Source organism: Cryobacterium sp. Hh7, from assembly GCF_004403155.1.
Taxonomy (GTDB): Bacteria; Actinomycetota; Actinomycetes; order Actinomycetales; family Microbacteriaceae; genus Cryobacterium; species Cryobacterium levicorallinum.
Map to the genome: position 1 here is coordinate 116629 of NZ_SOHG01000026.1, position 13672 is coordinate 130300.

Genomic DNA, 13672 nt, shown 5'->3' on the forward strand with positions numbered 1-13672 from the left:
TGAACGGGCGCTTTAAGCCCCACCAACTTCGAGCTGGGAAGAAACATGGATATGACTGTTAACGTGCGCGACGTCGCTGCACTGGCCAAGGTTTCCGTTGGCACCGTATCCAACGTGATGAACCGCCCCGAAAAGGTGTCTGCTGCCACCGTCGTTCGGGTGCAGGCCGCCATTGACGAGCTCGGCTTTGTGCGCAATGACGCCGCCCGCCAGCTGCGGGCCGGCCGCAGCCGCAGCCTGGGGCTCGTCGTGCTCGATGTAGCCAACCCTTTCTTCACCGACCTTGCCCGAGGTGCCGAAGATCGAGCCGCCGAAGAGGGGCTTGCAGTTCTGCTCGGTAATACCGACGACAACCTCGCGCGGGAGGCCGCCTACCTCGATCTGTTTGAGGAGCAGCGCGTGCACGGCGTGCTCATCTCGCCGCTCGGTGACGTCGGCGACCGGCTGACGCGGCTGCGTGCCCGCGGCACGCCGACCGTTCTGGTGGACCGACAGACCGAAGACCGCAGTTTCTCCTCGGTCGCGGTTGACGACATTGCTGGGGGGCGCCTCGCGGCACATCACCTGCTGGATATCGGACGCACCCACCTCGCCTTCGTTGGCGGCCCAAGCAGTATTCGACAGGTTGTTGACCGGCTGGAGGGTGCGCGGCAAGCCGTGGCGGAGCATCCGTCGGCGTCCATTGAGGCCATCGAGACCGAGGCCCTCTCGGTGCTGGCCGGCCGGGCGGCGGGCGAGCGCATCCTCGAGCGTGCTCCGGGCGACCGGCCCGACGCGATCTTCGCCGCCAACGACTTGCTTGCCATCGGGGTGCTGCAGGCGCTCAATATGCGTGGCGACCTGCACGTGCCCCGGGATATCGCGCTGATCGGGTACGACGACATTGCCTTTGCCTCTGCAGCGGTCGTTCCGCTGTCGTCGATTCGTCAGCCGAGTGTGCTCATCGGCTACACCGCCGTCGACCTGCTGCTGCGCGAGGCCGAGGGTGGCGCGGCATTCGAGCACGAGCAGATCGTGTTCCAGCCCGAACTCGTCATTCGCGAGTCCACCCAGGCCTGACCGCTCGCTCGACACGTCTGTGGGGCGTGGTCGTGCGTCAACCACCGGAAGTTGTCGACTCAGCGTCAGCGCCCCCTCGACGTGGAAATTCGTCCCGGGCCCGGGCCCGCTACCCGGGCCCAGGTTATAAACTGGGCCCGCTTTCCGGGCCCGGGCCCCGAACGAAAAGGGAGCTAGCGCGGGGCCGTGGCCTCGACGATTGCGATCTCGCGCGTGGCAGTCTCGCGGTTGCGTTCGGCGGCACGCTCACGATCCAGTTCTGGCGCGTCCTCCGAGTCATCCGCGCGCTCCCGCTCGAGCACGGCGGTCCGGCCTCGGTCGCGACGACTCGGTTTGGCCACGGGCACCTCGCGCCCGTCGCCGGCGTGCAGCACGCGCACCCGAGGTGAGGTGAACGGATGCAGCTGCACCCGCAGTCGGCGATACCGCACCATCCAGAACAGCACGACGGCAGCGGCCAGGAGGCCGGAGATCGCGGCGAGGCCGAGCGCCCAGCGCGGGCCGAAGGCATCCGCTACCCAGCCGACCAGCGGGGCGCCGAGGGGAGTGCCGCCGACGAAGATGGCCATGTAGAGCGCCATGACGCGGCCGCGCATCTCGGGCCGGGTCGTCGTTTGCACGTAGGCGTTCGCGGTGGTCATCAGGGTGAGCGACGACAGGCCGACCAGGGTGAGAGATATGGCGAAAGTGGCATACGTCGGCATAATGGCCGACAGGGCGCAGGCCAGGCCGAACAGGGCGGCGCCGAGCACGATCAGGCGGAGCCTGGCGCGGCTGCGCCGGGCGGCGAGGAGCGCGCCGATGACAGCGCCGATGGCCATGATCGAGCTGAGCAGGCCGAACTCTGCGGCTCCCCGGCCGAACTCGATTGTGGCCATGGTCGAGGTGAAGATGGCGAAGTTGAGGCCGAAGGTTCCGATCAGGAAGACCGCGATCATGACGACGACGATGTCGGAGCGACCCCGCACATAGCGAAAGCCGGCGAGGAGTTGGCCGCGCTCCCGGCTTGCCTTCGGTTGGCGACGTAGCTGGTGGGTGCGCAGCAGCGTCATGGCGAAGACGGTCGCGGCGAAGGTGACCGCGTTGATCATGAAGACCCAGCCGGCGCCGACGGCGACGGTGAGCAGACCGGCCGCGGCCGGCCCGATCAGGCGTGCACCGTGGAATGACGCTGAGTTCAGCGCGACCGCGTTCGACAGCTGGTCTTCGGCGACGAGCTCGGAGACGAAGGTCTGACGGGCTGGCGCGTCGATCGCGGCGACGACGCCGAGGCCGAGGGCGAACAGGTAGACGTGCCAGAGCTGGGCCACCTCGAGCACGGTCAGAATGCCGAGGCCGAGCGCGAGCAGGCCCATCAGGGTCTGGGTGAGAATGAGCAGCTTGCGCCGGTTGAATCGGTCGGCGATAAGGCCGGACCACGGCATGAGCACGAGCTGCGGGCCGAGCTGCAGCGCCATGGTGATGCCGACCGCTGTCGCGTCGTAGTTGGTGAGCTGGGTGAGAACGATCCAGTCCTGGGCGGTGCGCTGCATCCAGGTGCCGATGTTCGACACCAAAGCCCCGGCGAACCAGATGCGGTAATTGACGACGCTCAGCGAGCGAAACATGGCACTCAACTGTCGGCGAGCTCCTTCATGATGATGGTCGCGTCGGCGAGGGTGCTGCGCTGGGCGGGACTGAGCTGGGCGACGCGTTGCACCAGCCAGGCATCTCGACGCTTGCGGGTCTCGGTCATCATCTCGCTCGCGGCATCCGTTGTGCGCAGCACAATCTTGCGGCCGTCGAGGGTGGAATCGGTGCGGGCGACGAGGCCGGCATCGACGAGGCATTTGACCGTGCGGGTCATTGACGGCGGGGTGACGCGCTCGAACTCGCTGAGTTCGGTGAGCGTTAACGGGCCGTGCACGTAGAGCACGCCGAGGGCTGAGAACTGGCCGCTGCCGAGTTCGTTCTCGGCCTTCTCCTGGCGCAGGCGGCGGGCGAGGCGGCCGTTGGCCAGACGAAATTCGTGGCTGAGCTCGGCGGTGTTGTTCGCCGCGGTGGGCTCGCTCTTCAGGGGCGGCTGCGCCTTGATGACGCCGAGGGCCGCGGTCTTGGGGTGCATTCGTGATTCCATATATCCTTAGCATAGCAAATTAGCTATGCTAAGTATATTGGCAGCAGGCCTGGAACAGGGCAGACTATCCTAGTGCCCACATATACGGATACCTCTGGCCTGGTCGTCACCTACCACGTTTGGCCGATCGACGCCCCCAAAGCCGTGATCCAGCTCGCCCACGGCGTCGGCGAACACGCCCAGCGCTATGCGGCTCTCGCCGCGGACCTTAACCGAGCCGGCTACAGCGTCTACGCCGACGACCACCTGGGCCACGGCCAGACCGGGCTTGCCCAGCATGGCGGTGACCACACGAAACTTGGTCGGCTGGGCGCCGGCGGGCTGCGCGCGGCTGTGGCCGGCGTGCATCAGCTGAGTGGAATCATCCGCTCAGAAAACCCGACACTGCCCCTCGTGCTGCTCGGACACAGCTGGGGATCGTTCATGGCCCAAATGATCGTGAACGCGCACGCCGCCGAGTACGACGCGATCGTGCTCTCCGGCAGCGCCTACCGCTGGCCGGGCTATCTCGACGGCGGCGACCTTAACCGCAAGCACAAAACACTCGGCACGACCGGAGTCGAGTGGCTCAGCCGGGACCCGGCCGTAGCTCAGGCGTTCGTGGCCGACCCGCTGACCACGGCGACGCCGCTCGCCAAGCTATTCGGCCTGCGTGAGGCTGCCCGACTGTTCGGCCGGCCAGCGAAAAATCTGCCCAGCGACCTGCCGATGCTTGTTCTGGTCGGCGGGGACGACACCGTCGGTGGCGAACGCAGCGCGCTCAAACTGGTGAACGCCTACGTCAAGCGGTCGGGGCTGCGCGATGTGCGCCTGATCGTGTACCCGGGTGCGCGCCACGAGGTCTTCAACGAGACCAACCGCGACGAGGCCATCGGCGACCTCGTCGCCTGGCTCGACGAACGATTCACGTCGTAGGCTGAAACCATGCATGGTGAATATAAGGTTCCGGGCGGCAAACTGGTCGTCGTTGATCTCGATGTCGTCGACGATGTCATTGCCAATTTTCGTCTGGCCGGGGACTTCTTTCTCGAACCCGACGATGCCCTCGAGGACATCAACGCGGCGGTGACCGGTCTGCCCGCCGGCAGTACGGCTGCTGCGATCGCGGACGCCGTGCGTGGCGCGCTGCCGGCCGGCGCGATTCTGCTCGGCTTCTCGCCGGAGGCCGTCGCGGTCGCCATTCGCCGGTCGCTCGCGCAGGCGAGCACCTGGCGAGACTACGACTGGCAGATCATCCACTCGCAGACGCCGGTCGCGCCCGTGCTGCAGATGGCCCTCGACGAGGTGCTCGCCATCGAGGTCGGCGAGGGTCGCCGCCAACCCACCCTACGCATCTGGGAGTGGAACGAACCGGCCGTGGTCATCGGCAGTTTTCAGTCGCTCAAAAACGAGGTCGACCCCGAGAACGCCGCGAAGTACGGCTTCACCGTGGTTCGGCGCATCAGCGGTGGCGGCGCCATGTTCATGGAGGCTGGCTCGGTCATCACCTATTCGATCTACGCGCCGACCGACCTCGTGCAGGGCATGAGCTTCGCCGACTCCTACGCATTTCTGGACGAGTGGGTCATCACCGCGCTCAAATCGCTCGGCATCGATGCGCACTACCAGCCGCTCAACGACATCACGAGCCCGACCGGCAAGATCGGCGGGGCCGCCCAGAAGCGACTCGGAAGCGGCGCCGTACTGCACCACGTCACCATGAGCTACGACATGGACGGCGAAAAAATGGTGCAGGTGCTGCGCATCGGCCGCGAAAAACTCAGCGACAAGGGCATTACGAGTGCCGCCAAGCGCGTCGATCCGTTGCGCAGCCAAACCGGCCTGAGCCGTGCCGAGATCATCGAACGCATGAAGGAGACCTTCACCGGCCTCTACGGCGCCTCCGAGGGCGACGTCACCGCCGAGGAATACGCCAAGGCCACCGAGCTCGTCGCGAACAAGTTCAGCACCGAGGAATGGCTGACGCGGGTTCCCTAGGTGAGCGGATGCCGGCATCCGCTCACCCAGAATCGGCTACCGGCCGCGGGTCAGCAGGTCCTGGTACTCCGCGTGCGTGTCGATCCAATGCGCCACATACGAGCAGTCGGCCACCACGGCCAGGTCGGTGCGCACGCGCACGTCGTCGAGCGCCTGCTCGACCAGGATGCTCGCCAAACCGTGGGCGCGCCGGGTCGGGTCGACCTCGGTGTGCGTGAAATGCACCGCCGATTGCGTGGTGACGTAGTCGGCCAGGCCGACGCAGTCGTCGCCGAGCCAGACCGTGTACCGGTTCTGCTCGGGGTTGTGGCGCACCTGCAGAGTGCCGGCTTCAGCCAGATCCTGCGAGTGGATGGTAGCCGATTCAGCAGTCATCCCGACAGACTAAGCCGATAGACGGCGCGGAGGCTGAAAGAATAGACAAATGCCTTTCTCGTGGACACCGACCAGTCCGAGCCGTGTCATCCACGCCAACAACCTCAAGGTGTTGCCGAGCCTGCCGGACGGTGCCTTCACCCTGATCTATCTCGACCCGCCGTTCAACACCGGCCGGTCACAGAAACGCCAGACCACCACGTCGGTGCGTTCGGTCGCCACCGATGGATCCCACGCGACCGGAACGATCACCGGGTTCAAGGGCCAGCGCTACGAGCGCATCAAGGGCGACCTGCTCGGCTACGACGACCAGTTCGAGGACTATTGGGCTTTTCTGGAGCCGCGCCTGATCGAGGCCTGGCGGCTGCTGGCCGACGACGGCACGCTCTACCTGCACCTCGATTACCGCGAAGCGCACTACGCCAAGGTGCTGCTCGATGCCCTGTTCGGCCGGGAATGCTTTCTCAACGAGCTCATCTGGGCTTACGACTACGGAGCCAAATCGAAGAACAAGTGGCCGACCAAACACGACACGATTCTGGTCTACGTGAAGAATCCGGCCAGCTACTACTTCGACTCCACGACCGTAGACCGGGAGCCGTATATGGCTCCTGGTCTGGTCACGCCCGAAAAAGTCGCCAAGGGCAAACTGCCGACGGATGTCTGGTGGCACACCATCGTCTCGCCCACCGGCAAGGAGAAAACCGGCTACCCCACCCAGAAACCGGTCGGAATCCTGCGGCGCATCATGCAGGCGTCCAGTCGCGAGGGCGACTGGGTGCTCGACTTCTTCGCTGGCAGCGGCACCACCGGCGCCGTCGCGGCCGCCCTCGCCCGTCGCTTCGTACTGATCGACCAGAACCCCGAAGCGCTCGTCGTGATGCGTGCCCGGTTCGAGCTGGTGCCAGGCGTCGAATTTCTAGAACTAACTCAGGAGAACCCATGAAATTTCGCATTTTCACCGAGCCCCAGCAGGGTGCCAGCTACGACGACGTCCTGGCCGTCGCGCAGGCCACCGAGCGGCTCGGCTTCGACGCATTCTTTCGCAGCGACCATTACCAGGTCATGGGTGACGGTGATGGCCTGCCCGGCCCGACGGATGCCTGGACCACCCTCGCCGGGTTGGCGCGGGAGACAAAACGCATCCGTTTGGGTACCCTGGTCTCCTCGGTGACCTACCGGCCGCCGGGAATTCTGGCCATCCAGGTCGCGCAGGTCGACCAGATGTCGGGTGGGCGCGTCGAGCTCGGCCTCGGCACCGGCTGGTTCGAGCAGGAGCACCTCGCCTACGGCATCCCGTTTCCGGACAAGCGGTTCGGCCTGCTCGAGGAACAGCTCGAGATCATCACCGGACTGTGGAACACCCCGGTCGGGGCCCGCTACGACTTCGCCGGCGAGCACTACACCCTCGTCGATTCGCCGGCGCTGCCGAAGCCCACACAGGCGCGAGTGCCGGTGATCGTGGGTGGCGGCGGTGCCAAGCGCACCCCGAAACTCGCGGCTCGCTTCGCGACCGAGTTCAACCTGCCGTTTCCCGACTTCGCCGACATTGCGGGCAAGTTCGACGGCGTGCGGGCGGCCTGTGAGGCCATCGACCGCGACCCGGCCGAGCTCACCTACTCGGCGGCGCTGATCGCCGTCGGCGGCTCGGATGAGACGGAGTTCGCCCGCCGGGCGGCCTCGGTCGGTCGCGAGCCGGCCGAGCTGCGTGAGCACGGCCTTGCCGGCACCGCCTCCGAGATCGTCGACCGACTCGGCGCTCTCGCCGATTCCGGCGTCGAGTGCGTCTACCTGCAGATCATGGATCTGTCCGACCTCGAGCACCTGGAGTTTTTGGCCGCCGAGGTGGTTCCGCAGCTGCGCTGAGGCGCGCCGAGCGGATGCCGCGGCGCCGGCATCCGCCGGTGGCACGCGTTTGGGGAGCTCGCACGTGTTCAAACCAGTGTCAATCTCCCAAACACGTGCCGCGAGGCCCGGGCGGCGCCCGGCTCAGCCCCCGTGTGCCGCCCGAATGTGCGCCGCGTACATGCGCCCGCTGTCCTTCACCGTGCGTTCGAGTGTCTTGTAGTCGACCCGCACGATGCCGAACCGTTTCTCGTAGCCGTACGACCACTCAAAGTTGTCGAGCAGCGACCAGACGAAGTACCCGCGCACGTCAGCGCCGGCCGCGATAGCCTCGCCCACCTTGTTGATGTGCGCCGCGATGTACTCCGTGCGTTCCACGTCGTGCACGGCGCGGTCGGCGCTCACCGTGTCGTCGTAGGCGGCGCCGTTCTCGGTCACGTAGAGCGGCGGCAGCCGGTCGTACTCCTGGCCGAGCCGCACCAGCAGCAGGCGCAGGCCGTCGGGGTTGACCTCCCAGTCCATCGCGGTGCGGGGCAGTCCGCGGCTGGGGAAGGTGATGTACTCCGATCCGATCCACGGTGAACCGACGGGCCGGTCGGCGCCACCGGCGTGACCATCGGTCGCCGAGGCATCCGCATGGCCGCTCACGAGGTCGTCGTGGTAGTGGTTGACGCCGAGAAAATCGAGGGGGGCCGCGATGATCTCAAGATCGTCGGAGTGGATGACCTCGGCGAGTCCGAACGGCTCGAGGTCGTGCAAGGTGTCGTCGGGGTAGGTGCCGCGCAGCAGTGGGTCGAGGAAGATGCGGTTGGCGAGCGAGTCGAGTCGACGGGCCGCCTCGATGTCGATCGGGTCGGCCGCATCGCGCGGTACGGCATTTGTGAGATTCAGGGTGATCCCGAGGTTCTGCGCCCCGGCCGAGCGCAACGCGTTCACCGCGAGCCCGTGCGCGAGGTGCTGGTGATGCACCGCAGCGACCGCAGCCCGGCCATCTTGCCGGCCCGGCGCGTGGGCGCCCGATCCGTAGCCGAGCAGTGAGGAGCAGAACGGCTCGTTGAAGGTGGTCCAGTGGGTGACCCGGTCGCCCAGCGCGGAGTAGACATCCCTGGCGTAGTCGACGAACCGGTAGGCGGTGTCGCGGTTCGCCCAGCCGCCTTCCTCCTCGAGGGCCTGCGGCAGGTCCCAGTGGTACAGGGTGAGCCAGGGCAGAATGCCGGCGCCGAGCAGCTCGTCGACCAGGCGGGAGTAGAAGTCCAGCCCCTCGGGGTTCATCGCTCGATCGCCCGGGCGCACGCGGGCCCAGCTGGTCGAGAACCGGTAGGCGTCGAGGCCGAGCGAGGACATGAGCCGCACATCGGCGGGCATCCGGTGGTAGTGATCGACCGCTGTCTCGAGGTCGTCGTCGCCAGCGATGGCGCCCTTCACCCGCGCGAACGCATCCCAGATCGAATCTTCCTTGCCACCAGCGTGGCCGGCGCCCTCGATCTGCGCGGCGGCCGTCGCCGACCCCCAGAGAAATCCGTGCGGCCAGGTGAACGGTGTGGGTGTGATCTGCGACATGACGAAACGGTACCCCGCGGCGAGGAATTCGACCAGTGACGAGGGCGTAACCGCGGACATCCGGTCGAACCGTCCCAGCAATCGGCTGCGAACCGGCCATCGTGTCGGAGATCTCGGCAGGATGCACGCGGCATTCGGGGCTCTCAGATTCGGCGCAGCTAAGCTCGAAACATGTTGCAGAACAACGAACCTACCGAGGCCGATCAGCGGCGCACCCGGCGCCGGTTTTTGATCGGGGTTCTCATCGTTGGAGTGGTCGTCGCGCTCGCGGCGATCGGCCTTTATCTGAGCGCCGCGCTCAGCGTTTAAATAATCAGAAGTGAGTACAACGTGCAGTTGACAAAGTGGCAGCGACTCGGCCTGACGACGGCCGTGGGTGCCGTGCTCGCGGTCGGCGCGACGGCGCTCGTCGTGCAGGCCCTCGAAGGACCGGCCGACCCCACGAAGACGGCGCAGACACCGGATGCCGCAACCCCAGCCATAACGCAGGAACCGGTTCGCGCCACCCCCACCGACACGGCCGCTGCGGCCCCGGTCGAGGCGGAGCCTGCCCTCAGCGCCCCCGTCGCCGCGCAGATCGATTACCTCCTCGCGCACTGGAGCCTGGAAAACTACAACACAGCCGAGTGGGGCGTGCTCGGCGAGAACGACTGCGTCAACTTCGCCAGCCAGGCCATGATCGCCCGCGGCTGGACCATGGACAGCGTCTGGTCGAGCCCGAAGAACGGCAACGCCTACGACGCCTCGGCCGCCTGGCGCAGTTCCACAGCATTCATGAACTACATCGCGCAGACCGGCAAGGCCACAGCCCTGACCGATCAGCAGCGTGACCAGGTCAAGGTCGGCGACATCGTGCAGTTCGACTGGGACAATTCCGGCGACCGCGACCACACCGGCATTGTCACCAGGGTGGAGAAGGTCGGCGACACGATCGAGATCTCGTTCGCCGGGCACACCCTCGATTCCGACTTCCGCTCGGTCGACACGGCAATCACCGTTGATCACCCGGGCGGCACGGCATACTACTGGAGTGTTCCTTAGGCGATCGCGGCGTCGACGATGGCCTTGGCCTCGAGCTGAACCTGCGCCAGGTGGTCGTCACCCAGAAACGACTCGGCGTAGATCTTGTAAACGTCTTCGGTGCCGCTCGGCCGCGCCGCGAACCAGGCGTTCTCGGTGGTGACCTTCACTCCGCCGATCGCAGCGCCGTTGCCGGGGGCAACGCTGAACTTGCCGGTGATCTTCTCGCCGGCCAGCTCGGTGGCCGTGATCATCGAGCCGTCGAGCTTGGCCAGTGCGGCCTTCTGCGCGGGCGTGGCCGCGGCATCCACTCGCGCATAGGACGGTGCGCCGAAGTGCTCGGTCAGTTCCGCATACCGCTGCGAGGGCGTCTTGCCGGTGACCGCGAGAATCTCGGCGGCCAGCAGGGCCAACAGAATGCCGTCCTTGTCGGTGGTCCAGACGGTGCCGTCGAAGCGCACGAAGCTCGCGCCGGCGCTCTCCTCGCCGCCGAACGCCACCGAGCCGTCGATGAGGCCCGGCACGAACCATTTGAAGCCGACCGGCACCTCCCACAGGTCGCGGCCGAGAAAGCCGGTGACCCGGTCGATCATGGTCGACGAGACGAGAGTCTTGCCGACTGCGGCGTCGATTTTCCAGCCTTCGCGGTGGCTGTACAGGTAGTCGATCGCGACGGCCAGAAAGTGGTTCGGGTTCATCAGGCCAGCGTCGGGCGTGACGATGCCGTGCCGGTCGGCGTCGGCGTCGTTGCCGGTCAGAATGTCGTACTCGTCTTTGTGCGCGACAACGGATGCCATCACCGACGCGCTCGACGGATCCATCCGGATCTTCTCGTCCCAGTCCAGCGTCATGAATCGCCAGGTCGGGTCGACCTTCGGGTTGACCACGACCAGGTCGATTTCGTAGCGGTCGCGGATGGCGCCCCAGTAGCCGACGCTCGCGCCACCGAGCGGGTCGGCGCCGATGCGGATTCCGCTGGTGCGGATGGCCTGCATGTCGATGATGTTTTCGAGGTCGTTCACGTAGTGGCCGCGAAAGTCGTAGGTTTCCACGGCGCTCGGCTCGCTCCGTAGTACGCCGTCGAGGCCGCCCGAGATGAGTTCGTTGGCGCGGCCCGCGATCCACGAGGTCGCGTCACTGTCGGCCGGGCCGCCGTGCGGCGGGTTGTACTTGAAGCCGCCGTCCATTGGCGGGTTGTGGCTCGGGGTGACGACGATGCCGTCGGCCAGGTCGCCGTGCTCGCCGCGGTTGTAGGCCAAAATGGCGTGCGACAACGACGGGGTGGGCACGTAGTCGTCGAACTCGTCGACCAGCACACGCACGCCGTTGGCGACGAGCACCTCGAGGGCGGTCGTGTAGGCCGGCCCGCTCAGGGCATGTGGGTCGGTGCCGATGAACAGGGGCCCTGTAATGCCCTGGCCCGCGCGATATTCCACGATGGCCTGGGTGGTGGCGCTGATGTGGTCCTCGTTGAACGCGGTGTTCAGCGAACTCCCGCGATGCCCGGAGGTGCCGAAAACGACCCTCTGGGCTGGGACCCCGGCATCCGGTTTCAAATCGTAATAGGCCTTGACCAGCCCATCAACGTCGATCAGGTCAGATTCCAGGGCTCGGGTGCCCGCGCGTTCGCTCATGAGCACAGTCTGGCACCACCGGTAGGCTGTCAGCCATGCCCGACGCGCCGAATCCAGCCCAGACCCGCACCTACAGCTATCTGGGCCCGGCCGGAACCTTTACCGAAGCGGCCCTCGCGCAGGTGCCCGAGGCGCGCGGCCAGATCTGGCGCCCGGTCAACAACGTGGGCGAGGCCTTCGCTGATGTCGTCTCCGGCCGCAGCTTCGCGGCCATGATCGCCATCGAGAATTCCGTCGACGGCGGCGTCACCGCCACGCAGGACGCCCTGGCCAGCGTGCCAAACCTGCGCATTATCGGCGAATATCTGGTGCCGGTGAATTTCGTGCTCGTCGCCCGCCCAGGCGCGACTCTGGCCGACGTGCGGGTCGTTAATGCGCATCCGGTCGCCTACGGGCAGTGCCGCATCTGGCTCGAACAGACCCTGCCAAGCCACGGCCACATCCCTGCATCGAGCAACGTCGCCGCTGCCTCCGCCCTCTTGAACTCCGATCAAGCGGATGCCGCGATCGCCCCGCCCGGAATCGACAAGCACCACGACCTCGTCGTTCTCGCCTCGAATATCGGGGACAACCCCAACGCCGTCACTCGGTTCGTGCTGGTCGGCCGCACCGCCGAACTCACCGCACCGACCGGCGCCGACAAGACCAGCCTCATCATCGAGCTGCCAAGTGACCGCTCCGGTGCCCTGCTCGAAATGCTCGAGCAGTTCGCCACCCGCGGCGTGAACCTCAGCCTCATCCAGTCCCGGCCGATCGGCGATTCCCTCGGTCGCTACCGCTTTGTCGTCGACGCCGAGGGGCACATCCTCGACGAACGCGTCGCCGACGCCCTGCTCGGGCTGCGCCGATTCAGCCCCAAGGTGATCTTTCTCGGGTCGTATCCGCGGGCCGACAAGCGCCCGATCGAGTTCACCTCGCGCTACGACGACGGCATCTTCATCGAGGCCCGCGACTGGCTGCGCGGACTGATCGCGGGGGAACCCGCCGAATAGGCGCAGCCAGCGGGAAACCCGTCGCTCAGCGGCGTGAGGAGTCGCGAATCGTCCTCAAACCGGCTGCGGGGGAGGAAATATTTACGACCCCTCACAGCCGACGTGCTATTCGGCCGGCACGCGCACAATCAGCGCGCCGGCGTCGGCGTTCAGCCGCACCTTGCGCACCAGCCCGAACTCATCGCCGTCGAGCTCGAAATCCTGCGGGTGCTCGAGCACGATGCGAATATCGGCCCCGCGCAGCGTCGTCATGACGCGTTCATTGGTGGATTCCGTGGTCTGAATCATGCGGCGACCCACCGCTGAACGGCGCAGCACGCCGTTCTCCCAGGTCACCCGTCGCCAGATGGTGAGCCAGCCGAGCACACCCTTGGGCTGCAGTACGGCAATGTCGAGAATCCCGTCGTCGAGGCGAGCGTGAGGCAGAAACTGAATATTTCCCGGCAGCAGTCCGCAGTTGGCGACGAGAATGGCGCTCACCTGCGCCGGGCGGTCGGTGCGTCCGGCAACGCTGTAGCGGATGCGAAATGGCCGCGCCTTCGGCAGCGCCCGCGCAACCCCGTCCACGTAGGCGAGCCAGCCCACCTGCTTCTTCAGGTCGTCGCGGGTGTGGGCGATCATCTGCGCGTCGAGGCCGACACCGGCCATGACCAGAAATACGTGTTCCTCGACCGCCCCGGCCTCGGTGGTGACGCTGGCGACGCCGAGGTCGATGGACTTGTCCTCGCCACTGAAGGCGATCGCGGTGGCCGCGTCGATGCTGCCGAGCGGCAGATCGAGGTTGCGGGCGAGCAGGTTGCCGGTGCCCGACGGCACGATGGCCATGCGCACGCCGGAATCACGCAGCGCCTCGGCCACGGCGCGAACGGTGCCGTCGCCGCCGGCCGAGACGACCATCGAGGCTCCGGCGTCGAGTGCCTGTTTGGTGGCGGCCTGGCCGACGTCATCCTTGCTCGTTTCAAACCACTGCGTTTCGCCCCAGCCGGCAGACTGCTCGGCCGCGGCCACGCTCGCCCGCAGCTTGGCGAGGTCAACTTTCACCGGGTTGTAGACGACGGCGGCGTGCTGGTTGCGGCGTTCGGAGGCGGTCACGA

General features: G+C 66.6%; 14 protein-coding genes. 8 read left to right on the forward strand and 6 right to left on the reverse strand.

Annotated elements, in window-relative coordinates; genetic code table 11:
• Positions 1 to 51: 51 nt before the first annotated feature.
• Positions 52 to 1059: a LacI family DNA-binding transcriptional regulator gene (locus E3T43_RS09565; RefSeq protein ID WP_134472304.1), complete on the forward strand. Its 1008-nt coding sequence runs from the start codon at positions 52 to 54 to the stop codon at positions 1057 to 1059.
• Between the two features lie 173 nt (positions 1060 to 1232).
• Here the strand turns inward: E3T43_RS09565 and E3T43_RS09570 are convergent, their stop codons facing one another.
• The gene (locus E3T43_RS09570) at positions 1233 to 2666 is read right to left on the reverse strand and encodes an MFS transporter (protein ID WP_174844337.1); all 1434 of its coding nucleotides are present in this window, start codon (positions 2664 to 2666) and stop codon (positions 1233 to 1235) included.
• Positions 2667 to 2671: 5 nt separating this feature from the next.
• Positions 2672 to 3163, reverse strand: coding sequence for a MarR family winged helix-turn-helix transcriptional regulator (locus tag E3T43_RS09575; RefSeq protein WP_134442747.1), 492 nt, complete (start codon positions 3161 to 3163; stop codon positions 2672 to 2674).
• Between the two features lie 84 nt (positions 3164 to 3247).
• Here E3T43_RS09575 and E3T43_RS09580 point away from each other — a divergent pair, with 84 nt between their 5' ends.
• Together E3T43_RS09580 and E3T43_RS09585 are read left to right on the forward strand one after the other, a co-directional pair.
• A complete protein-coding gene (locus tag E3T43_RS09580) occupies positions 3248 to 4090 on the forward strand; it encodes an alpha/beta fold hydrolase (protein WP_134442746.1) in 843 nt (280 codons plus the stop codon).
• A 9-nt stretch (positions 4091 to 4099) separates the two neighbouring features.
• Positions 4100 to 5152, forward strand: a complete 1053-nt coding sequence (locus E3T43_RS09585) for a biotin/lipoate A/B protein ligase family protein (RefSeq protein ID WP_134472282.1) — start codon at positions 4100 to 4102, stop codon at positions 5150 to 5152.
• A 36-nt stretch (positions 5153 to 5188) separates the two neighbouring features.
• Here E3T43_RS09585 and E3T43_RS09590 read toward each other — a convergent pair whose 3' ends face one another.
• Entirely contained in the window at positions 5189 to 5527 is a 339-nt protein-coding gene (locus E3T43_RS09590) for a GNAT family N-acetyltransferase (RefSeq protein WP_134442744.1), read from the reverse strand.
• Positions 5528 to 5576: 49 nt separating this feature from the next.
• On the opposite strand from E3T43_RS09590, the gene E3T43_RS09595 reads away from it, so the two are divergent.
• Both E3T43_RS09595 and E3T43_RS09600 read left to right on the forward strand, forming a co-directional pair.
• Positions 5577 to 6473, forward strand: a complete 897-nt coding sequence (locus E3T43_RS09595) for a site-specific DNA-methyltransferase (RefSeq protein WP_134472283.1) — start codon at positions 5577 to 5579, stop codon at positions 6471 to 6473.
• A complete protein-coding gene (locus E3T43_RS09600; RefSeq protein WP_092452458.1) occupies positions 6470 to 7393 on the forward strand; it encodes an LLM class F420-dependent oxidoreductase in 924 nt (307 codons plus the stop codon). The genes E3T43_RS09595 and E3T43_RS09600 overlap by 4 nt, the downstream gene beginning before the upstream one ends.
• Before the next feature lie 123 nt (positions 7394 to 7516).
• Here E3T43_RS09600 and E3T43_RS09605 read toward each other — a convergent pair whose 3' ends face one another.
• Positions 7517 to 8932, reverse strand: coding sequence for a GH1 family beta-glucosidase (locus tag E3T43_RS09605; protein WP_134472284.1), 1416 nt, complete (start codon positions 8930 to 8932; stop codon positions 7517 to 7519).
• Between the two features lie 171 nt (positions 8933 to 9103).
• On the opposite strand from E3T43_RS09605, the gene E3T43_RS18755 reads away from it, so the two are divergent.
• Entirely contained in the window at positions 9104 to 9241 is a 138-nt protein-coding gene (locus E3T43_RS18755) for a hypothetical protein (protein ID WP_158251572.1), read from the forward strand.
• 27 nt (positions 9242 to 9268) lie between these two features.
• Positions 9269 to 9973, forward strand: coding sequence for an amidase domain-containing protein (locus tag E3T43_RS09610; RefSeq protein ID WP_166791291.1), 705 nt, complete (start codon positions 9269 to 9271; stop codon positions 9971 to 9973).
• On the opposite strand, the gene pgm is transcribed toward E3T43_RS09610, so the two are convergent.
• Positions 9970 to 11586, reverse strand: coding sequence for a phosphoglucomutase (alpha-D-glucose-1,6-bisphosphate-dependent) (gene pgm / locus E3T43_RS09615; protein ID WP_134442739.1), 1617 nt, complete (start codon positions 11584 to 11586; stop codon positions 9970 to 9972). The genes E3T43_RS09610 and pgm overlap by 4 nt on opposite strands.
• A gap of 35 nt (positions 11587 to 11621) precedes the next feature.
• On the opposite strand from pgm, the gene pheA reads away from it, so the two are divergent.
• The gene (pheA, locus tag E3T43_RS09620) at positions 11622 to 12578 is read left to right on the forward strand and encodes a prephenate dehydratase (protein WP_134442738.1); all 957 of its coding nucleotides are present in this window, start codon (positions 11622 to 11624) and stop codon (positions 12576 to 12578) included.
• Between the two features lie 105 nt (positions 12579 to 12683).
• Here the strand turns inward: pheA and E3T43_RS09625 are convergent, their stop codons facing one another.
• A complete protein-coding gene (locus E3T43_RS09625) occupies positions 12684 to 13670 on the reverse strand; it encodes a diacylglycerol kinase family protein (protein ID WP_134472286.1) in 987 nt (328 codons plus the stop codon).
• Positions 13671 to 13672 lie beyond the last annotated feature (2 nt).